21 protein-coding genes are annotated in these 20,082 nt (G+C 63.9%); 9 read left to right on the top strand and 12 right to left on the bottom strand.

Going from position 1 to position 20,082, the window contains the following annotated elements:
- Positions 1-232: 232 nt before the first annotated feature.
- The gene (locus E1B25_RS07230) at positions 233-1,036 is read right to left on the bottom strand and encodes a PaaX family transcriptional regulator C-terminal domain-containing protein (RefSeq protein ID WP_132828088.1); all 804 of its coding nucleotides are present in this window, start codon (positions 1,034-1,036) and stop codon (positions 233-235) included.
- A gap of 75 nt (positions 1,037-1,111) precedes the next feature.
- Entirely contained in the window at positions 1,112-3,142 is a 2,031-nt protein-coding gene (paaZ, locus tag E1B25_RS07225; protein ID WP_132828087.1) for a phenylacetic acid degradation bifunctional protein PaaZ, read from the bottom strand.
- 178 nt (positions 3,143-3,320) lie between these two features.
- Here paaZ and paaG point away from each other — a divergent pair, with 178 nt between their 5' ends.
- The 4 genes from paaG to E1B25_RS07205 are packed head-to-tail and all read left to right on the top strand — an operon-like array spanning position 3,321 to position 6,476.
- On the top strand, positions 3,321-4,106 hold the full coding sequence (gene paaG, locus E1B25_RS07220; RefSeq protein WP_132828086.1) for a 2-(1,2-epoxy-1,2-dihydrophenyl)acetyl-CoA isomerase PaaG: 786 nt from the start codon (positions 3,321-3,323) through the stop codon (positions 4,104-4,106).
- A 2-nt stretch (positions 4,107-4,108) separates the two neighbouring features.
- Complete coding sequence (gene paaI / locus E1B25_RS07215; RefSeq protein ID WP_132828085.1) at positions 4,109-4,534, top strand: hydroxyphenylacetyl-CoA thioesterase PaaI; 426 nt, start codon at positions 4,109-4,111, stop codon at positions 4,532-4,534.
- 31 nt (positions 4,535-4,565) lie between these two features.
- A complete protein-coding gene (paaK, locus tag E1B25_RS07210; protein ID WP_132828084.1) occupies positions 4,566-5,876 on the top strand; it encodes a phenylacetate--CoA ligase PaaK in 1,311 nt (436 codons plus the stop codon).
- A gap of 3 nt (positions 5,877-5,879) precedes the next feature.
- Positions 5,880-6,476 (top strand): TetR/AcrR family transcriptional regulator, encoded by a 597-nt coding sequence (locus E1B25_RS07205; RefSeq protein ID WP_132828083.1) that lies wholly within the window; start codon positions 5,880-5,882, stop codon positions 6,474-6,476.
- 12 nt (positions 6,477-6,488) lie between these two features.
- Here the strand turns inward: E1B25_RS07205 and E1B25_RS22115 are convergent, their stop codons facing one another.
- Positions 6,489-6,908, bottom strand: a complete 420-nt coding sequence (locus tag E1B25_RS22115) for a PACE efflux transporter (RefSeq protein WP_165937571.1) — start codon at positions 6,906-6,908, stop codon at positions 6,489-6,491.
- An 88-nt stretch (positions 6,909-6,996) separates the two neighbouring features.
- On the opposite strand from E1B25_RS22115, the gene E1B25_RS07195 reads away from it, so the two are divergent.
- On the top strand, positions 6,997-7,497 hold the full coding sequence (locus tag E1B25_RS07195; RefSeq protein ID WP_165937570.1) for a MarR family winged helix-turn-helix transcriptional regulator: 501 nt from the start codon (positions 6,997-6,999) through the stop codon (positions 7,495-7,497).
- A 46-nt stretch (positions 7,498-7,543) separates the two neighbouring features.
- Here the strand turns inward: E1B25_RS07195 and E1B25_RS07190 are convergent, their stop codons facing one another.
- The 7 genes from E1B25_RS07190 to pcaF form a co-directional block, all read right to left on the bottom strand.
- The gene (locus tag E1B25_RS07190) at positions 7,544-8,302 is read right to left on the bottom strand and encodes a Phenylacetic acid catabolic protein (protein WP_132828081.1); all 759 of its coding nucleotides are present in this window, start codon (positions 8,300-8,302) and stop codon (positions 7,544-7,546) included.
- A gap of 12 nt (positions 8,303-8,314) precedes the next feature.
- Complete coding sequence (locus E1B25_RS07185) at positions 8,315-9,388, bottom strand: 2Fe-2S iron-sulfur cluster-binding protein (RefSeq protein ID WP_132828080.1); 1,074 nt, start codon at positions 9,386-9,388, stop codon at positions 8,315-8,317.
- A gap of 10 nt (positions 9,389-9,398) precedes the next feature.
- Positions 9,399-9,860, bottom strand: coding sequence for a 1,2-phenylacetyl-CoA epoxidase subunit PaaD (gene paaD / locus E1B25_RS07180; RefSeq protein WP_132828079.1), 462 nt, complete (start codon positions 9,858-9,860; stop codon positions 9,399-9,401).
- 5 nt (positions 9,861-9,865) lie between these two features.
- Positions 9,866-10,642 (bottom strand): 1,2-phenylacetyl-CoA epoxidase subunit PaaC, encoded by a 777-nt coding sequence (paaC, locus tag E1B25_RS07175; RefSeq protein ID WP_132828078.1) that lies wholly within the window; start codon positions 10,640-10,642, stop codon positions 9,866-9,868.
- Entirely contained in the window at positions 10,642-10,926 is a 285-nt protein-coding gene (gene paaB, locus E1B25_RS07170; protein ID WP_132828077.1) for a 1,2-phenylacetyl-CoA epoxidase subunit PaaB, read from the bottom strand. The genes paaC and paaB overlap by 1 nt, the downstream gene beginning before the upstream one ends.
- A gap of 101 nt (positions 10,927-11,027) precedes the next feature.
- Positions 11,028-12,020, bottom strand: coding sequence for a 1,2-phenylacetyl-CoA epoxidase subunit PaaA (gene paaA / locus E1B25_RS07165; RefSeq protein WP_132828076.1), 993 nt, complete (start codon positions 12,018-12,020; stop codon positions 11,028-11,030).
- An 18-nt stretch (positions 12,021-12,038) separates the two neighbouring features.
- A complete protein-coding gene (gene pcaF, locus E1B25_RS07160; RefSeq protein WP_132828075.1) occupies positions 12,039-13,241 on the bottom strand; it encodes a 3-oxoadipyl-CoA thiolase in 1,203 nt (400 codons plus the stop codon).
- A gap of 341 nt (positions 13,242-13,582) precedes the next feature.
- Between pcaF and E1B25_RS07155 the strand changes: the two genes are divergently transcribed.
- Positions 13,583-15,226, top strand: a complete 1,644-nt coding sequence (locus tag E1B25_RS07155; RefSeq protein ID WP_165937569.1) for an alpha/beta hydrolase — start codon at positions 13,583-13,585, stop codon at positions 15,224-15,226.
- Positions 15,227-15,287: 61 nt separating this feature from the next.
- Here the strand turns inward: E1B25_RS07155 and E1B25_RS07150 are convergent, their stop codons facing one another.
- Positions 15,288-15,512: a DUF1127 domain-containing protein gene (locus E1B25_RS07150; RefSeq protein WP_245510634.1), complete on the bottom strand. Its 225-nt coding sequence runs from the start codon at positions 15,510-15,512 to the stop codon at positions 15,288-15,290.
- A gap of 471 nt (positions 15,513-15,983) precedes the next feature.
- On the opposite strand from E1B25_RS07150, the gene E1B25_RS07145 reads away from it, so the two are divergent.
- Positions 15,984-16,772, top strand: a complete 789-nt coding sequence (locus tag E1B25_RS07145; RefSeq protein ID WP_132828073.1) for an FkbM family methyltransferase — start codon at positions 15,984-15,986, stop codon at positions 16,770-16,772.
- 33 nt (positions 16,773-16,805) lie between these two features.
- Here the strand turns inward: E1B25_RS07145 and E1B25_RS07140 are convergent, their stop codons facing one another.
- Positions 16,806-17,813 (bottom strand): AraC family transcriptional regulator, encoded by a 1,008-nt coding sequence (locus E1B25_RS07140; protein ID WP_165937568.1) that lies wholly within the window; start codon positions 17,811-17,813, stop codon positions 16,806-16,808.
- A 171-nt stretch (positions 17,814-17,984) separates the two neighbouring features.
- On the opposite strand from E1B25_RS07140, the gene E1B25_RS07135 reads away from it, so the two are divergent.
- A complete protein-coding gene (locus E1B25_RS07135) occupies positions 17,985-18,761 on the top strand; it encodes an SDR family oxidoreductase (protein WP_132828071.1) in 777 nt (258 codons plus the stop codon).
- Positions 18,762-18,818: 57 nt separating this feature from the next.
- A complete protein-coding gene (locus E1B25_RS07130; protein WP_132828070.1) occupies positions 18,819-20,051 on the top strand; it encodes a styrene monooxygenase/indole monooxygenase family protein in 1,233 nt (410 codons plus the stop codon).
- Positions 20,052-20,082: the final 31 nt, after the last annotated feature.

Genomic DNA, 20,082 nt, shown 5'->3' with positions numbered 1-20,082 from the left:
CTTAGCCCCTCTTTTACACGGCAACGGGTCGGTGTGCGGTCATGCTATGCGCCCGTTGTGCCGGGCCACAAGGCCGGTTCGCGTGCCTCATGCGGTTCCGGGGCCGGGCGGGGCCGCGATGGGTCTTTCAGGGCCGGGCTGAGCGGGGGCGCATGCGAAGATGAGCAAAAAACAGGCCCGAAATAGACGGGCCCGAGGACGGCGCGGTGGTGACAGCCGGTGACAGCGGGGGTCAGTCGGCGTCAAGCTGATCCAGCGCCGGGCGCGGCAGTCGGTCCAGCAGGCGGAACACGGCCGCCCGGCATCTTGGTCCGGGCCAGTCGGGGGGGAAGAATTGCGCCGGAAGGTCGGGCTGGCGCAGCGCCACCCGGCGCCAGCGGTGCACGATCATCATCCGCAGCGTCGCGGTCTGCAACGGCGTGATTTCCGCCTCTGATGGCAGCAGGGCGGCGGCGCGTTCCAGCGCATCGACCAGCCCGCGGCAGCTTGCCGCCAGATCGCCGGGACAGGCACGCGCCCGGACCCAGTCGGGCACGGCGCGGGCGTGCACGTCAAAGCTCATCAATTCGTCGCCCACTTCGGGGGCGGGACCGGCCCCCAAGGCCACGTTGCGCGCAAGGCTGAAATAGTCGGCGGCCAGCAGCATCTCGTCCAGCGCTGATTGCCCGCTGCCGTCCTCGGCGATCAGCAGATGCCAGTCTGTGGGCGTGTCGGGTGTCCGGGTATAGATGCGCGGGCTGACCTCGGCGCTGCGGGCGCGGCCGAACTCGGTCAGGAAGTGGGCGCTGGCCCGGCCCGAGCGGGCGCTGTCGATCCAGCCATCCTTGCGCAGCCGGTGCAGGGCGACGCGGATTGCCTCGGGCTTGATGCCCATCGGCATGATGATCCGCGACAGCGCGCTGCCGCTCAAGCGGTCGCCGGGGCATTGCGCCAGATCGCCGAACAGCGACACGATGATGGACCAGACCCGCTGGTTCTGCGGGTCGGTCAGGATCTGGGCGCAGGTGTCAAACCAGCTTTGGGGCGCGTCTCTCATGGCGCCAGAGTACCGCCGCCAGCACCCGCGCACCATCCTGAAACCTCAGGATGGCGCAGCGTCAGAGCCGGACGCTCAGAACGCGTTCATGGTCAGCAATTCGTACTCGGCGACTTTCTCATCGTCCTGATTGCTCAGCGTGACATGCCAGCGCACCTCGCCATAGTCGTCGTTGCGCGGCGTCTTGTGTTTGACTGTCAGGCGCACCTTGATGCTGTCGCCCGCACTCACAGGCTTCATGAACCGCAGGTTGTCGAGCCCGGTATTGGCCAGCACCGGCCCTTCGTTGGGTTCCACGAACAGCCCCGCCGCAAAGCTCAGCAGCAGATAGCCATGCGCGACGCGGCCGGGAAAGAACGGGTTTCGTTTGGCCGCCGCATCATCCATGTGGGCATAGAAAGTATCGCCGGTGAAGGCGGCGAAGTGCTCGATATCGTCCAGCGTCACGACGCGCGGCGCGCTGTGCAGGGTCTCGCCGATCCGCAACTCGTTGAATGTGCGGGTAAAGGGATGCGCGGGGGCGGCGATCTCGGTCGCGCCGGGCACCCATCTGTTGCCAATCGCACTCAGCATATCGGGCGAGCCCTGGATCGCGGTGCGTTGCATGTAGTGTTTCACGCCGCGCACGCCGCCCATCTCTTCGCCGCCGCCGGCACGCCCCGGTCCGCCATGCACCAGATGCGGCAAGGGAGAGCCGTGGCCGGTCGCCTCATTCATCGAATCGCGGTCGTTGATATAGATCCGCCCGTGATAGGCCCCGGCGCCAAGCACCACCTGACGCGCCACGGCGGGGTCATGGGTGATGACCGAGGCGACCAGAGAGCCCTGACCGCGTTTGGCGATTTCCACCGCGTGATTCAGATCGCGATAGCCCATGATGGTCGAGACCGGGCCAAAGGCTTCGGTGTCATGCACCCGCTCTGCGCGGTCGGGATCGGCGCAATGGAACAGCATCGGCGGCAGGAAGGCGCCCTTGTCGGCGTCCGCTCCCACCACCTCGAAATTCTCCGGGTCGCCGAACACACGCTCGGCCTCGGTGGCGATGATCGCGGCCTTTGCCAACACGTCCTGTTTCTGCTGGTTTGACACCAGCGCCCCCATGCGGGTGCCCTCCAGCCGTGGGTCGCCGATCACGGTTTTCGCCAGCCGTGCGCTCAACGCCTCGATCACCGCTTGAACCTGCGGTTCGGGGGCGATGATGCGGCGGATGGCGGTGCATTTCTGCCCCGCCTTGGCGGTCATCTCGCGGCTGACCTCCTTGATGAACAAATCGAATTCGGGCGTTCCGGGCAGTGCATCCGGCCCGAGGATCGAGGCGTTCAGACTGTCCTGTTCGGCGACGAACCGGACCGAGTTTTCAAGGATGGTCTTGTTCGACCGCAGCATCCCCGCGGTCTCGGCCGAACCGGTAAAGCTGACCACATCCTGCATGCCCAGCCGGTCCAGCATGTCGCCAAGCCCGCCGGCGACAAATTGCAACGCACCCTCGGGCAGGATGCCGCTGTCCAGCATCAGTTTGACCGCCAGTTCGGTGACATAGCAGCTGTTGGTCGCGGGCTTGACGATGGCAGGCACCCCGGCCAGCAGGGTCGGGGCCAGCTTTTCCAGCATCCCCCAGACCGGGAAGTTGAAAGCGTTGATATGCACCGCCACCCCGTGCAGCGGGGTACAGATGTGCTGCCCCATAAAGGCGCCGGTGCGGCCCAGTTGCTCCAACTCGCCGTCAAGGTAAACATGATCGTCGGGCATTTCACGCCGCCCCTTGGAGGCAAAGACGAACAGGGTGCCGACACCGCCGTCGATGTCGATCATATGATCGGACTGGGTCGCGCCGGTGTCGAACGAGATGTCGTACAGCGCCTGCTTGTTGGCGTTCAGGTGCTGTCCCAGCGCCTTGAGCATGCGGGCACGGTCATGAAACGTCAGCGCGCGCAGGGCGGGGCCGCCGACCTCGCGGGCATGATCCAGCATCGCCTGCACATCCAGTGCGTTGTTGCCCGCGCTGGCGATTACTTCGCCGGTGATGGCGCTGGCGATGGCGCGCGCGCCTGCGCCGGGGGCGATCCACTCTCCGGCGGCGAAACTGGAAATCGGTTGAATGCTCATGAAATCGGTCCTCTCTCCCGTGGCGGTCGCGGTCAGATGCCGCGCCAAGATGTTTGAAACATATATTGACCGTCCGGTCGGTTTATGCAAGATGTTTGTCAGGAGACGGGGGGAGGCAATGTTGCGCAGCAGCCCCCAATCGTCAGCGCATGACACGCCTATGGAGGGGGAGGGCCACATGTCGGACACCATTTTGATCCGCGATCACGGCACTTGGGTCGAGATCACTCTGAACCGGCCAGAGCGGCTGAACAGTTTCACCGAAGAGATGCACCATGCCCTGCGCGGCGCCATCGAGGCGGCCCGCGACGCGGGCGCGCGGGCGATCCTTTTGACCGGGGCCGGGCGCGGGTTCTGCGCCGGGCAGGATCTGGGGGATCGCGACCCGCGCAAGATGGACGGCCCGCCTGATCTCGGCAACACGGTGCGCACCTTTTACGCGCCGCTGGTCAATCTGATCCGCTCGCTGAACTTTCCCGTCATCTGCGCCGTCAATGGTGTGGCCGCAGGCGCTGGCGCCAATATCGCGCTGGCCTGCGACATGGTTCTGGCCGCACAAAGCGCCAAGTTCATCCAGTCGTTTTCCAAGGTCGGCCTGATCCCCGACACCGGCGGCAGCTGGCATCTGCCGCAGCTACTGGGCGAGGCGCGCGCCAAGGGCCTTGCCTTTACTGCCGAGCCGCTCAGCGCGCAAAAGGCCGAGGATTGGGGCCTGATCTGGAAGGCGCTGCCCGATGATGCGCTGATGGACGAGGCGCGCGCGCTGGCCGAAAAGCTTGCCAATGGCCCGACCCTTGGTCTGGGGCTGACCAAACAGACGATTCAGGCCGCCGCCACCGATACGCTGGCCGATCATCTGGAACTGGAGGCCGAGGCGATGAAGACCTGCGGCGAAAGCGCGGACTATGCCGAGGGGGTCGCCAGCTTTCTTGAAAAACGCGCCCCCGTGTTCAAGGGAGAATGAACATGACCCCGACAGAGCGCGCCCAAAAATCCGCCGAAGCAATGTGGGCCAATGACAACGCCTCGAAATGGGCGGGCATGGCGATCACCCATGTGGACGCGGGCACCGCGACGCTGGAACTGACGGTCGAGGCGCACCACTGCAACGGCCATGCGATCTGTCATGGCGGTGTGATCTTCATGCTGGCCGACAGCGCCTTTGCCTTTGCCTGCAACAGCCGCAATCAGGCCACGGTGGCCCAGCACAATCTGATAAACTTCGTCGCACCGGGCAAGCAGGGCGACCGCCTTAGCGCCTGCGCGCGCGAGGTCAGCCTGACTGGGCGCAGCGGCATCTACGACGTGAGTGTGACCGATCAGAACGGCCAGACAATCGCGGAATTCCGGGGCATGTCCCGCGCGATCAAGGGCCAGCTTTTCGACGAATGACGACTGATGATGACCTGGTGAGGAGGACGCCATGAAGGATCTGACCCCGAACAAAGCCGACCTTGACGCGATCGAGATCGCCTCGCGCGACGAGATCGAGGCGCTGCAACTCGACCGGCTGAAATGGTCGCTGCGCCACGCTTATGACAACGTGCCGATGTACAAGCAGCGGTTCGATGCTGCTGGCGTGCATCCCGACGATCTGAAGACATTGGCCGATCTGGCCAAGTTCCCGTTCACCTACAAGAACGACCTGCGCGACAACTACCCGTTCGGGCTGTTTGCCGTGCCGCGTGAACAGATCATGCGCCTGCACGCGTCCTCAGGGACCACCGGCAAGCCGACCGTGGTGGGCTATACCAAACGCGATATCGAAAACTGGGCCGATCTGGTCGCGCGCTCCCTGCGCGCAGCGGGCCTGCGGGCGGGGGATATCGTGCACAACGCCTATGGCTATGGGCTGTTCACTGGCGGGCTCGGCGCGCATTATGGGATCGAACGTCTGGGCGCCACCGTGGTGCCGATGAGTGGCGGGCAGACCGAGAAACAGGTCACCCTGCTCGACGATTTCAAACCCGACGGGATCATGGTCACGCCGTCCTATATGCTCAACATCCTCGAACAGTTCCACAAGGCTGGCCTTGACCCGCGCGCCTGTTCTCTCTCGGTCGGTGTGTTCGGGGCCGAACCCTGGACCGACGCCATGCGCCACGAGGTCGAGGACGCCTTTGACATGCATGCTGTCGATATCTATGGCCTGTCGGAAATCATGGGGCCGGGCGTGGCCAGCGAATGCGTCGAGACCAAGGACGGCCCGGTGATCTGGGAGGATCACTTCCTGCCCGAGATCATCAACCCGGAGACCGGCGAGCCGGTGGCGGATGGCGAGATGGGCGAGTTGGTGTTCACCACGCTGACCAAAGAGGGGCTGCCGATGATCCGCTATCGCACCCGCGACCTGACGCGCTTGCTGCCGGGCACCGCGCGCTCGATGCGGCGGATGGAAAAGATCACCGGGCGCAGCGACGACATGATGATTTTGCGCGGCGTCAATGTGTTCCCCACCCAGATCGAGGAACAAGTGATCGCCACCGGCGGGCTGACCAACCATTTCCAGATCGAGCTGTATCGCTCGGGTCGGATGGATGCGATGCGCGTGCATGTGGAATGCGCCAGTGATTCCACCGACGAGGCATCCAAGACCGCCGCAGCGCGGATGCTTTACAAACGGATCAAGGACGTGGTTGGTGTTTCGACCGAGATTGACGTCAAGGATCCCGGCGAAGTCGTGCGCAGCCAGGGCAAGGCCGTGCGCGTCGTCGACAACCGCCCGAAGGAGTGACTCTTGGCCCGCACAATCGCCAAAGACCATGATCAGAAACGCGCGCAGATCCTCAAATCGGCGGCCAAGGTGTTCGCCGAAGAGGGGTTCGATCGCGCCTCGATGACCAAGCTCGCGGCGGAATGCGGGATCTCCAAGGCCAATATCTATCACTACTACGACAGCAAGGATGCGATCCTGTTCGACATTCTGGACAGCTATCTGTCCCGTCTCAGGGATCGCATCTTTGGCGTCGATACCGAAGGCTTGGACCCGGACGATCGGCTGCGCCGGGTAATCCGCGAGATCCTGCGCGCCTATCAGGGGGCCGATCACGAACATCAGGTGCAGATCAGCGCGCTTTCGGCCCTGCCTGAGGACCAGCAGGACCAGATGCGCGCCTATCAACGCGACATGATCAAGCTGATGGGCCGCTGCCTGCACGATATCGCGCCCGAGGTGTTCGAGACACACCCCGACAAACTGCGCGGCGTCACCATGTCGGTCTATGGCATGCTGAACTGGTATTTCATGTGGAACTCGGACGCCGGGGCACAGGAACGCGACGATTATGCCGATCTGGTCTGTAACCTGACGCTCAAGGGCGTGCAGGGGATCTGAACGCCGGGGCGCTCAGGCGGTGCGCGGCACCGGGAACACCACGTCATAGGTCCAGTTGAAGCAAAAGGCATAGATCAGGAAGAACACCGCAAACCCCAGATCCAGCATCAGGGCGTCGCGATACGACAGTTCCAGCCACCAGGCGGTGACGAACAGCCCGGCAACCAGCATGACCGCTTCAAACAGGATGGCATGCACCGCGCGCAAGCCCGCGCCCCGGCGTGCCATGGCGCGATAGGCCCGGTCCCAAAGGTCGAACAGCCAGTTATAGATCAGGTTCAAGGTCATCGCGATAAGGCTGAGCATCAGGCTCAGCGCGCCGATACTCATCATTCCGTGCCCGGTGATCAGCCCACCGCCGACCGCGACAAGGGCCACGGCGATGGCTTCGAACAGTATTGTGTGGCGCAGGCGGTCCGAAAATGTCCGCATGACACTCCCTTTCCAGAAAGATGTTTTCCGATATCTAGGAAAGATGTACCTTTCCGGCAAGATAAAAAACGGGGAAGGCGGCGGGGCGATGACCGGAAAACACACCATCGCGCAGGTTTTGGCGCAGCTCGGGGAAAACTGGCCAGAGGTATCCTCCCCCGAAACCGAAGTCATGCTCGCGCTGATCCGTCTCAACGACATCGTGCTCGACAGCACGCGAAAGCTGCTGGCCGGGATCGGGCTGACCCCGGCGGGGTTCGAGGTGTTGGTGACCCTGCGCGCGCAGCCCGCGCCGCGCCGCATGACCCCGACCGAGCTGTACCGCGCGGTCCTGATCACCTCGGGCGGAATGACCAAGGTTCTCAAGCAACTGGAGGCGGAGGGCTGCATCATTCGGCTGGAAAACGAGCAAGACGCGCGCAGCCGCTTTGTGCAGATGACAGCGGAGGGCGCCGCCCGTGCCGAACTGGCGATGCGCGCCGTGGGCGATCACGACAAGACGATCCTGTCCCGCGCGCTGAGCAAGGCTCAGGTGGCGCAGCTGGCCCGGATGCTGCTGGGCACCCTCGCCAAGTTGGAAGCGGATTAGGCGGAAACGCGGCCCCGGTTTGGGGGCCGCGTCACGTAGGGGGGCTTTACGCCGGAACCGCCACACCCAACCGGGTCAAAACCGTGCCGGCCTCGGCCTCCCACCGGGCTTTCAGCTCGGCATTGGTGGAGCGGCGCAGCCCCATCGCCTTGAGGCTCTCGGCCTTGGTCGAGGCGGTCGAGCCAAAGCTCGCCGCGACCCGTGGCCACCAGTAATTGACGCTGTCCTGCAAGACGGTATTGCCGTGCTCCATCAGCTTGATCACGCCTTCCTCGGCCAGTTCCGCATGGCGCGCCTCGATCGGTGCAATGGCGCGGAACGCTTCGGCCAGCGGCTGGTAGGACACCATCGAGAACTCGGCCATCTGCACCGCCACGGCGCGGCCCATCAGCAGGTTCATCACCACCGCGTCGGCCCAGCCCTCCAGCGGATAGTTGAAGACGGCAAGCCTCATGTCATGCTCGGTGCGCGCGGTGCCGATATCGGCCCCCCGCTCCAGCCGCGCGGACCAGGGGTGATGCGTGGCATAGCGGTCGGTATCGGCCCCGAAATCGCCCATGATGCGCAACACCCGGTCGGCGTTGTCGGTCTTTTCCAGCACAATCTTGGCGGCCGCGATCCGCTCCTTGATGCCCGGGCCTTGGTTGATGATGTCGGCAAAGCCAGCGGCGCCGGCCAGCTCGCTGTCGACAAAGGTCGCCATCAGCTTCATCAATTCGGCGCGATAGCGTGGCGGCACATTGGCCGGGTTGCTCAGAACCCCGCCCTGGGCCAGATAGCTTGCAATGCTCATGTCTTCGGCCATGCTCAGCCCCCCTTACTGGTCGTAATCGACGGTGACGGTATCGGTCAGCGGATAGGACTGGCAGGACAGCACATAGCCCTTCTCGACCTCGTAATCCTCCAACGCATGGTTGGCGACCATCTCGACCTCGCCCTCGATTACCCGGCAGCGACAGGTCGAACAGACCCCCGCCTTGCAGGCATAGGGCGCGTCCATCGCGTTCTCCAGCGCCGCGTCAAGGATCGACATGTCCTTGCCCATGGTCACCGTCTGGGTCGCCCCGTCCAGCGTGATCGACGCGCGGGTCTGGTTGGCGCTGCTGGCCGCATCCTTGCTGACCGCCTTGCGTGCCAGCCGACCCGGCTGTGCGCTTGCGAACAGCTCGAACTTGATCTGACTGTCACCCAGCCCATGCGCCCGCAGCGCCGCCGCGATGCCCAGCATCATCGGTTCCGGCCCACAGATAAAGGCGGTGTCGACGCTTTCGATGTCGATCCAATGCTCGAACAGCTCACCGCATTTCTCTTGCGTCACCAGCCCGGTGAACAGATCGATCTCCTGCGCGTCGGACTCGAGGATATGGATGATGTTCAGCCGCCCCATATAGAGGTTCTTGAGATCCTCCAGCTCTTCGCGGAACATGATCGTGTTCACGCCCTTGTTGGCATAAACCAGCGTAAAGGTCGATTTCGGCTCGCGCGACAGGGTGGTCTTCAGGATCGACAGCACCGGCGTTACGCCCGAGCCGCCGGCAAAGCCCAGATAGCTGCGCGCGGCATTCGGGTCGATCGGTGTGTGAAAGCTGCCCATTGGCGCCATCGCCTGCACCTTGTCGCCCACCTTCAGCGCCTCATTGGCCCAGGTCGAGAACGCGCCGCCGTCGACCCGCTTGATCCCGACCTGAAGAATGCCCTCGTCCTTGCCGGCGCAAATCGAATAGCTGCGGCGCAGCTCTTCGCCGTCAAAGTCGTGGCGCAGGGTCAGGTATTGCCCTTGGGTGAAATCAAAGGCGCTCTCGTCGCCTTGCTGTGGTTTCAGCGTGACCACCACCGCGTCGCGGATGGTCTTGTGGATATCGGTCACGGTCAGATCGTGGAAACGCGCCATCTGCTTCTCCTCAGATGCACTTGAAATAATCGAAGGGTTCAAGACAGTCCTTGCAGCGCCACGTGGCCTTGCACGGGGTCGAGCCGAACTGGCTGATCTTCTCGATGGATTTGGACCCGCAATGCGGGCAGTGGTCCGGGCCGCCAGCGGGCTGCGGCGGGGCGATGCCAAACGCCTCCAGCTTGCGTTTGCCGCCCTCCGTCAGCCAGTCTGTGGTCCAGGCTGGCGACAACTGCCGCTTCAGCTCGATCTTTTCGATGCCGTGGCCGCGCAGGGCGGTCTCGATATCGAGGTTGATGATCGAGGTCGCCGGGCAGCCGGAATAGGTCGGCGTGACCGTCACGATCAGCGTGTCGTCCTGCCAGGCCACATCCCGGATGATGCCCAGATCGGTGAGCGAGATCACAGGGATCTCGGGATCTGGGACGGCAGCGAGCCAATCCCAGACCTGATCAACGCTTGCATGTGTCATCACTGTTACCAGGTGCAACCCGGATAGGCGCGCTGCAACCACTGCATCTGCGTCAGGATGTGACCCAGATGTTCGGTGTGCATGCGCCCGTCGCGCCCGCCCTTATGGGCAAATCGACCCTCTGGCAGGGCCAGCGTTGCCTCCTCCAGAATACGGCCCACCAGCGCGTCATACTCTTCGCGCAGGCTGGCGGGATCGGGGGCGACCCCGGCCTCGACCATCGCCGCGTCGACCGCATCGCCAGCGAACAACTCGCCGACATAGGGCCACAGATAGGCCAGCGCATCGGCCATGCGGGCATGGCTTTCCTCGGTGCCATCCCCCAGCGCCACCACCGTGTCAGCCGAGCGTTCCAGATGATAGGACACTTCCTTGCTGGCCTTCTCGGCGATATCGGCAACCCGCTTGTCGCTGCTTTTCAACAGCCGCCCAAGATAAATCGAATGCCAGGCGTCGAACAGGAACTGGCGCATCAACGTGCGACCGAAATCGCCATTGGGCACCTCGGTCAGCAGCGCGCTGCGGAAATCCCAGCCATCGCGCAGAAAGGCCAGCTTGTCGGCATCGCGGCCCTTGCCTTCGACCTCGCCCGCCAGCCCCAGCCAAAGCTGGGTCTGACCGATCAGGTCCAGCGCGGTATTGGCCAGCGCGATGTCCTCTTCCAGCACCGGCGCATGGCCGCACCATTCGCTGACCCGGTGCCCCAGAACAAGGGTGCTGTCCCCCATCCGGCACAGGAATTCAAACAGGGCGTCATCGCCCGATGTCACTGCGGTGCTCATCACATCGCCCCCACTTCCTCGGGGATGTCGAAGAACGTCGGGTGGCGATACACCTTGGACGCGCTCGGCTCGTACAGCGGGCCCTTGTCGCTGGGCGACGAGGCGGCGATATGCTTGGCCTCGACGACCCAGATGCTCACGCCCTCATTGCGGCGGGTATAGACGTCGCGGGCGTTCTTGATCGCCATTTCGGCGTCGGGCGCGTGCAGGCTGCCCACATGGCGGTGTGACATGCCGTGCTGACCGCGGATGAATACTTCCCAAAGGGGCCATTCGTTTTTCATGGTGTCTCCTCCTGGCACCGGTTGCCATCTTGGCACGCCGGGAACTGGGTTTGGGCTGGCGGGGCAATCAGCCCGCCAAACCGGTCTGTTATTCGGGGCTGTTATTCCGCGGCGACCTGTGCCGCAGATTTCTTGCGGGCATGGGCCATCATCGCGTCGCGCACCCATTTGCCCTCGGCCCAAGCCTCCTGCCGGGCGCTCAGACGGTCGGTGTTGCAGGGGCCGTTGCCCTTGAGCACGTCAAAGAATTCGCCCCAGTCGGGCTCTGCGAAATCATAATGGCCGCGCTCTTCGTTCCAGCTCAGGGTCTCGTCCGGAACGGTCAGGCCCAGATATTCGACCTGCGGCACCGTCTGGTCGACGAATTTTTGGCGCAGTTCGTCATTGGTGTTGATCTTGATCTTCCACGCCATCGACTGGGCGCTGTGCACCGACTCTTTGTCAGACGGGCCGAACATCATCAGCGACGGGAACCACAGCCGGTTCAGCGCATCCTGCGCCATCCGCTTTTGCGCTTCACTGCCCTTGGCCATCTTCATCATGATGTCATAGCCTTGGCGCTGGTGAAACGACTCCTCCTTGCAGATCCGGATCATCGCGCGGGAATAGGGCCCGAACGAGGTCCGCTGCAGCGGCACCTGATTCATGATCGCTGCGCCATCCACCAGCCAACCCACCGCGCCGATATCGGCCCAGGTCAGCGTCGGATAGTTGAAGATCGAGCTGTACTTCATCTTCCCCGAGAGCAGATCCTCGGTCAGCTCGTCGCGGCTGATGCCCAGCGTTTCCGCCGCGCAATACAGGTACAACCCATGCCCGGCCTCGTCTTGCACCTTGGCCAACAGGATCGCCTTGCGCTCCAGCGTGGGGGCGCGGGTGATCCAGTTGCCCTCGGGAAGCTGACCCACGATTTCCGAATGCGCATGCTGACCAATCTGGCGGATCAGCGTGGCGCGGTAATCGTCGGGCATCCAGTCCTTGGGCTCGACCTTTTCATTCGCGTCCACATGCGCCTGGAACTTGCGTTCCTCCTCTGTCATTTCCTCTGGGGATTTGACGCCGGTTCCGGCGGTCTTGATCATCTGTGCATACATCGCAGGTCTCCTCCCGGGTTACACGCGTTCAAGGATCAGGGCCGCGCCCTGTCCAACTCCGACGCACATGGTACACAGCGCATAGCGCCCGCCCGTGCGTTTCAACTGATAGGCCGCCGTCAGCACCAGTCGCGCCCCCGACATGCCCAGCGGGTGACCGATGGCGATGGCACCGCCGTTCGGGTTCACATGCGCCGCGTCGTCGGCCACGCCCAGCTCGCGCAGGGTGGCAAGACCCTGGCTGGCGAAGGCTTCGTTCAACTCTATCACATCCATCTGCTCGATGGTGAGTCCCGCCCGCGCCAGCACCTTGCGGCTGGCAGGAACCGGCCCGATGCCCATCACGCGCGGCTCCACGCCGGCGGCGGCCATCGCCACCACGCGGGCAATCGGGGTCAGCCCGTTCTTGGCCGCCGTCGCCGCATTGGCCAGCAGCAGCGCCGCCGCGCCATCGTTGACGCCGCTGGCATTGCCAGCGGTCACGCTCAGATCGGCCCCGTTGACGCCGCGCAGCTTGGCCAGTTGCGCCGTCCCGGTGCCCGGGCGGGGGTGTTCGTCGGTGTCGACCACGACCGGATCACCCTTGCGCTGCGGGATGATGACCGGGGTGATTTCCTCGGCAAAGATACCGGCCTCATGCGCCGTAGCCCAGCGGGCCTGACTGCGGGCGGCAAAGGCGTCCTGATCTTCGCGGCTGATGTCATAGTCGGCGGCGACGTTGTCGGCGGTCTCGGGCATCGAGTCGATGCCATATTGCGCCTTCATCTTGGGGTTCGGGAACCGCCAGCCGATGGTAGTGTCATAGACCGCGTTGGCGCGGCTGAAGGCGCTGGTCGCCTTGGGCATGACGAACGGCGCGCGCGACATGCTTTCCACGCCGCCGGCAATCGCCATGTCATAGTCCCCGGCGCGGATCGCACGGGCGGCCATGCCGACCGCATCCATGCCACTGGCGCACAACCGGTTCACCGTGGTGCCCGGCACCTCGACCGGCAGCCCGGCCAACAGCGCCGCCATGCGGGCGACGTTGCGGTTATCCTCGCCAGCCTGATTGGCATCGCCATAGAAGACGTCATCGACGCTGGCCCAGTCGACCTGCGGATTGCGCGCCATCAGGGCGGCGATCGGGATCGCGGCCAGGTCGTCGGTGCGGACCTGGGACAGGGCCCCACCATAGCGTCCGATCGGGGTACGTTGCGCGTCGCAGATGAAAGCGTCCATGCGTCGAGTTCTCCAGTCTTAAAATGCTCAATAGGCGACCGATTGGTCGGGTATTACGGCTCAGGGCGATTCGGATCAAGTAAAATGTAACGAAAAATCTAGCTCTCTCCATTTTCCGTAACATGAAGTCTCTGGCTTTCGCCCAGTACGCCCCCCTTAGTTCTGCGGAGTTCGCCCTGAGGGGGCAAGTCGAAACGCGCTGTTCGGTTCAAAAGGCGCGGTGCGGGCGGATTGTACAAAATGCCCCTGAAACTCCCTGATTTAGGGTCTGATTTTGGGCTGGTCGTTTGGCTGCAGGGGTGGAATGAATGGTTCCACCGCGCGCCAAAGGATCTCCCCCCATGCCCGCCCTTGTCCGTCTTGCCCGCCTCCTGCTCCTTACCCTCTGCCTGTGCCCGGGGATTGCCCCGGCGGCCCGGGCCGGGGGCGGCGACAGCTTTGCCACGCTCCCCTATCTGGCCGAGACCGACCCCGACGCGGCACTGGAGCGGATCGCCCGGTTGACCGGCAACATCGACCCTGCAAGTGGCTTTGACCCGCGCGCGGCCTTTGACCTTTATCGTATGGCTGCCAGCCTGATGATCGAGGCGGGGCAAGTGGAACAGGCGGCACAGGCGATTGCCAAACTGGCTGATTTCGCGGTGCACTATCGTGACACCCTCGGGTTTGACCCGGTGCCGATCTATGGCGAGGCGGCGGCCCTGTTGCGCGACACCGGACAGCCGACAGCGGCGCGCGACACCTTGATATCAATGTATGGCGAGCAGCGCAGCGCCGGGGCCACGCCCGAGGCATTGGGCCAGACGGCCCGCGATATCGCCGATCTGTCGGCGGCGCTGGGCATGGCGACCCCGGATCTTCCTGACCCATTGGCGGCCGGGGATTTTCAAACGATCCCAGTCTATTATTTTACAGACAGGGGGCAAAGCGGCGATCCAGAGGCGCCGCTTTTTTACGCTCCGGGGCGGGGCGAACCGGAGTGGGGCATCGCAACCGTATCGCGCCCGAAGCAGGAGGGGGCAGGCGATGTTTCCAAGCTGCGCGCGGTTCAACCGATGGCCCAACCAGAGTGGCTGGATCGCCTCAGGTCGGCTCCAGAGCAGGGCGCGCTGGTCTATGTGCCCGGCGCCTCAACCCGGTTCGAACAAGGAGCGCGTCGGGCTGCACTGATCGCGCAGGCGCTGGGCGGGGCGGAGCGGGCAATCCTTTTTTCATGGCCTGCCTCGGGCTCGACGCTTGATTATATGGCCGACAGCGCCGCGACGCGCACCAGTGCCCGACAGTTGGCGCGGATGCTTGAGGGGCTCGCGGCGCAGCCCGGTCCGGCGCGCCCGCATCTGCTGGCCCGTGGCATGGGCGCTCAGGTGCTGGCGGATGCGCTCGAACTTATCGCCGCGCGAAGGGGAGAGGGGGGGCCAGAGCAGCAGGCGATCTTTGGCCAGTTGATCTTTGCCATTCCCGACATGGATGCCGAACGGTTCCGAGACCTGCTGCCCGTGCTGCGCCCGCTGGTGCAACGGATTACGTTGTACACCTCGCAGGACGACAGCCAGCTGGCCTTGGCTCGCCAGATCTATGGCCCGGCGCTGCGCGCGGGCTGGGGCGGTGAGGCGACGCTGACCGATCCGGCGGTGGACAGTGTTGATCTTGCTGCACCGGGCGCGGAGATGCCGGGCCCAGAGATACTGGACGCAGAAATCCTGTCTGCTGACGCGGTTCTGGCCGATATCGCGATGCTACTGTGGAAGGATGCGCCCCCGGCGCGCCGCTGCGGCCTTGTCGCCACGCCCGGCGAGGATCAGCCGGTCTGGCGGTGGCAGGATGGCTTGTGCGCGCACCCGGACCTGATCAGGGCCTTGGCCCGCTTGCGACAGGAGGATGTGCAGACGCAGGATCTGGCGCTGGAAGTGTTGCGCGCCGTTGTTCCCGATGCGGATCTGAGGGACCGGCTTGCGCCGGTGGTGTCGCGCCTGCTGCTCAGGTGAGGACACGACAGACCGGGGCGGCATCCGCCCCGGTTCTGGCTTGTTGGGTCTGATCGCGCGCTCAGAAACCGATACGGTCAGCAAACACGTGATGGACGATTTTTTCGCGCTCAATGCCGCGTTTGGCCAGCTCTTCGTCGCTCAGCGCTTGCAGTTTCTGGATCTCTTCAATCCGCGAATTTGCGACTGCAATGCGTTCCATCCAGTTCATCAGGCCGTGACCAAAAGCCACGAAAGGACGGAGAATGGAAATGCCAGCGTGCGAGTGTGTCGTAATATGTGCCATTTTGGACCCTTGCCTTCAAATGTGATAGTGGCCCCCCGTGTTCTGATAATTGGTCATAAATACTGACTTGACTAGAGCGCATAGCTACATATCCGCCTTGCGTTTGCTGCAACGCAGCAATGGCAAAATGCCCATGATTTCAGCACGAAAGAAAAAACCAGACCTGCCGGGTGGCGGCCCTCGGGGGCAGGACGGGCCGGAATACACGAATGATCTGGCGCGCGGCCGTGCTGCACGCGGCGCGGCTGAGGGGGAACACGGCTGTTGCCTGCCAGATCGAGGCATCGAAGGTGCTGGACGGGCTGGTTCTGATCGTGCCGCAGGTCTGACGCCCCCAGAGGCGGGATTACAGGGGTGATGCAAAGCGGACTCGCTTGCGGTTAATGCGAGGACGGTGCGGGGCCGGTGCTTGCTTTCACGGGGCGGGCGCAACAGGATGCTGGCCAAATCAACCAATGCGGGGCCACCGCCATGACCGAGCAGACAGAGACCGAGCAGACAGAGACCGAGCAGACAGAGTTTTCCGAAATCGCCGCCGAATGCCTTGGGGTCAAGGTGCCCGCTTCGCCCTTCTTGACCGAGAAGCGCATCGCGCGGATCAATGCGGCGCAATACGAGGGGCTGGAAATGGCCGGCGCGCTGCATGTGGTGCGCCCCGAGGACGTGGTGTTGGAAATCGGCGCTGGCATCGGCGTGGTGGGCGCGGTGATCGCGGCCAAGGCAAAGCCGCGCGCGGTGCATTCCTTCGAGGCCAATCCCGAGCTGATCCCGGCGATCGAGGCGCTTTATGCCGCCAATGATCTGGGCGCGCGGATCTCGGTCCGCAACGCGGTGCTGGTCAGCGCGCCAGAGCGACCCGACACGATGACGTTTCATGTCCATAGCAGCTATCTTGGGTCATCCCTGATTGAACCCAGTCGGCGCAAGAGTAGGGCGGTCGAGGTGCCGACTGAAAGCTTTTCCGAGGTCTGCGCCGCCTTGAACCCCACGGTTCTGGTGATGGATATCGAGGGTGGCGAACAAGAGATCCTGCGCCACGCCGATCTGTCCGGGTTCCGTGCTATGGTTCTGGAATTCCACCCAAAGGCCTATGGCATCGGTGGCATGCGCGAATGCAAGAACATCCTGCGCGCCGCCGGGTTCGAGCGGATCGCCGAGAAGTCCAAACGCACCGTCTGGACTTGCGAACGCGCGACAGAAATCGAGGCCGAAAACGAGGCCGAAAACGAGGCCGGAACCGGCACCCAAGCGGTGGCCTGACCGGCCCTCGGGACTCCCCCGGGGACCGCGCGCTCAGTGAAAGCGGCCGCCGTTCAGGGCGGCGCGCAGCGTGTCGCTGGGCGGTTGCCCGAACCGGTCACGATAGCTTTGCGAAAAGCGGCCCAGATGGGTGAACCCCCAGGCTGATGCGATATCGGTGACCGTGGTGCCGGGGCGCGCCTTTGACAGGGCCTGATGGGCCTTGTCCAGCCGCCGGTCGCGCAGGAAGTTCAGCGGCGTGGTGCCGCGGAACTGACGAAACGCCATTTGCAGGCTGCGCGCGCTGGTGCCAGCGGCGCGGGCGATCTCTTCCAGCGTCAGGGGCTGGTCCAGCCGCGCCTCGATATAGTCTTCGGCGCGGCGCAGCTTGTGTGGCGCCGCCGAGCCCGTCGGGCGGCCGAGGAAGCCGGAATAATTGTTGTCCACCGCCTCGATCAGCCCGGTCATCAGGGTGCTTTCGATCTGACGGTTCATCAGCCCGGCCCGGCCGAAATCGGACCTCCCGGCGTCGATCTCGCGCACCAGATGCAGCACGAACTGGCCAAGCGCGCTGCCGGGGCCCTGCTGGATATTCAGCGGCCCGTTGAACTTCAGCGGGCGCTGCATCTGCGCGCCGAGCAGATCGCACAACAGCTTTTGCAGCGCGCTCCGGTCGATCTGGACCAGAATCTGCCGGGTGCCCCCGGCCCATGTCATCGAGGTGGATTTGTGCGGGTTCAGCACCGCCGCCGCGGTCCGGTCCGAGGTATAGCGATCCGTGCCATTGACGATCCGCGCCCCGCCGCAGAGCGGGATCTGTACCAAATAGAAATTCCCCAACTCGCCCGGGTCGATCCGGGTGTGGGCGCCGTATTCCATATAATTCAGCGACATCCGTTCGCCCCGGATGTGATTGTGCCGGGCATCGAAAGGGGTGCGCCCAAGCGTTTCCAACCGGTGCGGACAATAGATTTGCGCCACCCGGTCCCGGGTCTCGTCCAGATCTTGGCTGCGAAACAACTGGTGCGCCGAAAGCGGGGCCCGGTTCGCCAATGTGCCCATCCTGCACTCCTGATGCATCCCCGGCGGGAAAACTTCGCGATGCTAGCAGGCAAAACGACGCTGCGTCAAAAAGTTTCGTTTTTCGGATAGGGGCTTCGCCCGCCGGATAGCGCCCGCCCGGCCCCCCGGTAAGATTTACTTCAAGCCTAAAACAAAGCAGGGAGACCGAGTATGCGAGGATTGAACGGCAAGGTGGCCATCGTGCCCGGCGGCGCGACCAAGATCGGTGCCGCCGTGGTGGCTGCGTTTCGTGCGGCGGGCGCGCGGGTGATGGTGGCCGATATCAATGCCGAGGCCGGGCGCGCGCTGGAGGCCGAGGGGGTGGCGTTCAGCGAGACCGACATTCGCGACGATGCACAGATCGCGGCGCTGGTTGAAACCACCCTGAAGCAATTCGGGCGGATCGACTTTCTGGTCAACGTCGCCTGCACCTATCTCGACAATGGCATCGACTCGACCCGCGCCGAATGGCTTGAGGCGCTGGATGTGAACCTTGTCGGGTCGGTCATGCTGATGCAGGCCGCGCGCGCGGAACTGGCGAAAAACAAGGGCGCGATCGTCAATTTCGGCTCGATCTCGGCGCGGGTGGCACAGACCGGGCGCTGGCTTTACCCGGTGTCCAAGGCAGCGATCCTGCAACTGACGCGCAATCAGGCGATGGATCTGGCCCCCGAGGGTATCCGCGTCAACGCGGTCTCGCCCGGCTGGACCTGGTCGAACATCATGGATGAGCTGACCGGCGGCAACCGGGAAAAGACCGACAGCGTCGCGGCCCCGTTCCACCTGATGGGTCGCGTTGGCGATCCGGAGGAGGTTGCGGGCGCCGTGCTGTTTCTGTGCTCGGACGAGGCCGGGTTCATCACCGGTACCGATATTCGCGTCGATGGGGGCTACACTGCCATGGGGCCGGAACGGGCCGCCGCCGCCATTCCGTTGCTGATGGACTGATCCGGGCCTGAACAGGCGACAAAATCAACAAAAGACCAACACGGGAGATTTCAAACAATGCGGAAATTCACGATCATCGGCGGCGGCCAGTCCGGGCTGCAACTGGGCATCGGCCTGCTCAAGGCGGGGCACAAGGTGCGCGTGGTGCAAAATCGCACCGCCGAGGACATCGCAACAGGCAAGGTGCTGTCCAGTCAATGCATGTTCGGCGCCTCGATCCAGCACGAGCGCGATCTGGGCATCGATTTCTGGACGGACAGTTGCCCGCCGGTCGAAGGCATCAACTTTTCCGTGCCCAACCCCGAGGCACCGGGGGAAAAGGTGATCGACTGGACCGGGCGGCTGGATCGCAACGCCTATTCGGTGGATCAGCGGGTGAAAATCCCGCGCTGGCTGGCCGAGTTCACCAAGCTGGGCGGTGAACTGGTGATTGCCGATGCCGGGATCGACGAGCTGGAAGACTATGCCGCCGAGGATGATCTGGTGATTGTCGCCTCGGGCAAGGGCGAGATTGGCCGGATGTTCGAACGCGACGCTGGTAAATCCCCCTATGACAAACCGCAGCGTGCGCTGGCACTGACCTATGTGACGGGGATGACGCCGCGCCCGGAGCATTCGGCGGTTTGCTTCAACCTGATCCCCGGCGTCGGGGAATATTTCGTGTTTCCGGCGCTGACCACCACCGGTCCCTGTGAAATCATGGTGCTCGAAGGGGTGCCGGGTGGCCCGATGGATTGCTGGGGCGATGTCACCTCGCCCGAGCAGCATCTGGAACGGTCGAAATGGATCCTCGATACCTTCCTGCCGTGGGAGGCCGAGCGCTGCCACGATCTTGAGCTGACCGACGACAATGGCATTCTGGCGGGCCGCTTTCCCCCGACCGTGCGCAAACCCGTCGCTACGCTGCCCTCGGGGCGGCAGGTGCTGGGGCTGGGCGATACTGTTTGTCTCAATGACCCGATCACCGGGCAGGGGTCGAACAACGCGGCCAAGGCGGCGGCGGTCTATCTCAAGCGTATTCTGGAGCGCGAGGATCAGGCGTTTGATGCGGCGTGGATGCAGGGCACCTTTGACGCCTATTGGAACTATGCCAAATGGGTGGTGCAATGGACTAACATGATGTTGGCCCCCCCGCCCGACTTCGTGCTGGAAATCATGGGCACCGCCTGTGTCGAGCCGCGTCTGGCGCATCGGATGGCCAACGCGTTCGACGATCCGCGCGACTTCTTCCCGTGGTTCGCCGACCCGGCAGAAGCTGCCGCGTATTTGCAGGACCTGAGGGCGGCCTGAGATGGGTATGGGGATCTCACCTGACCTTTTT

The organism is Antarcticimicrobium sediminis, assembly GCF_004348975.1.
Taxonomy (GTDB): Bacteria; Pseudomonadota; Alphaproteobacteria; order Rhodobacterales; family Rhodobacteraceae; genus Antarcticimicrobium; species Antarcticimicrobium sediminis.
Note: the sequence above shows the minus strand (reverse complement) of the source record. Positions and strands in the feature narration are given on the sequence as shown.

What these genes read in the sequence shown, in the direction of transcription:
- E1B25_RS07230 (WP_132828088.1), bottom strand. Translation starts at nt 1,036, where the DNA reads ATGAGAGACGCGCCCCAAAGCTGGTTTGACACCTGCGCCCAGATCCTG.
- paaZ (WP_132828087.1), bottom strand. Translation starts at nt 3,142, where the DNA reads ATGAGCATTCAACCGATTTCCAGTTTCGCCGCCGGAGAGTGGATCGCC.
- paaG (WP_132828086.1), top strand. Translation starts at nt 3,321, where the DNA reads ATGTCGGACACCATTTTGATCCGCGATCACGGCACTTGGGTCGAGATC.
- paaI (WP_132828085.1), top strand. Translation starts at nt 4,109, where the DNA reads ATGACCCCGACAGAGCGCGCCCAAAAATCCGCCGAAGCAATGTGGGCC.
- paaK (WP_132828084.1), top strand. Translation starts at nt 4,566, where the DNA reads ATGAAGGATCTGACCCCGAACAAAGCCGACCTTGACGCGATCGAGATC.
- E1B25_RS22115 (WP_165937571.1), bottom strand. Translation starts at nt 6,908, where the DNA reads ATGCGGACATTTTCGGACCGCCTGCGCCACACAATACTGTTCGAAGCC.
- E1B25_RS07195 (WP_165937570.1), top strand. Translation starts at nt 6,997, where the DNA reads ATGACCGGAAAACACACCATCGCGCAGGTTTTGGCGCAGCTCGGGGAA.
- E1B25_RS07190 (WP_132828081.1), bottom strand. Translation starts at nt 8,302, where the DNA reads ATGGCCGAAGACATGAGCATTGCAAGCTATCTGGCCCAGGGCGGGGTT.
- E1B25_RS07185 (WP_132828080.1), bottom strand. Translation starts at nt 9,388, where the DNA reads ATGGCGCGTTTCCACGATCTGACCGTGACCGATATCCACAAGACCATC.
- paaD (WP_132828079.1), bottom strand. Translation starts at nt 9,860, where the DNA reads ATGACACATGCAAGCGTTGATCAGGTCTGGGATTGGCTCGCTGCCGTC.
- paaC (WP_132828078.1), bottom strand. Translation starts at nt 10,642, where the DNA reads ATGAGCACCGCAGTGACATCGGGCGATGACGCCCTGTTTGAATTCCTG.
- paaB (WP_132828077.1), bottom strand. Translation starts at nt 10,926, where the DNA reads ATGAAAAACGAATGGCCCCTTTGGGAAGTATTCATCCGCGGTCAGCAC.
- paaA (WP_132828076.1), bottom strand. Translation starts at nt 12,020, where the DNA reads ATGTATGCACAGATGATCAAGACCGCCGGAACCGGCGTCAAATCCCCA.
- pcaF (WP_132828075.1), bottom strand. Translation starts at nt 13,241, where the DNA reads ATGGACGCTTTCATCTGCGACGCGCAACGTACCCCGATCGGACGCTAT.
- E1B25_RS07155 (WP_165937569.1), top strand. Translation starts at nt 13,583, where the DNA reads ATGCCCGCCCTTGTCCGTCTTGCCCGCCTCCTGCTCCTTACCCTCTGC.
- E1B25_RS07150 (WP_245510634.1), bottom strand. Translation starts at nt 15,512, where the DNA reads ATGGCACATATTACGACACACTCGCACGCTGGCATTTCCATTCTCCGT.
- E1B25_RS07145 (WP_132828073.1), top strand. Translation starts at nt 15,984, where the DNA reads ATGACCGAGCAGACAGAGACCGAGCAGACAGAGACCGAGCAGACAGAG.
- E1B25_RS07140 (WP_165937568.1), bottom strand. Translation starts at nt 17,813, where the DNA reads ATGGGCACATTGGCGAACCGGGCCCCGCTTTCGGCGCACCAGTTGTTT.
- E1B25_RS07135 (WP_132828071.1), top strand. Translation starts at nt 17,985, where the DNA reads ATGCGAGGATTGAACGGCAAGGTGGCCATCGTGCCCGGCGGCGCGACC.
- E1B25_RS07130 (WP_132828070.1), top strand. Translation starts at nt 18,819, where the DNA reads ATGCGGAAATTCACGATCATCGGCGGCGGCCAGTCCGGGCTGCAACTG.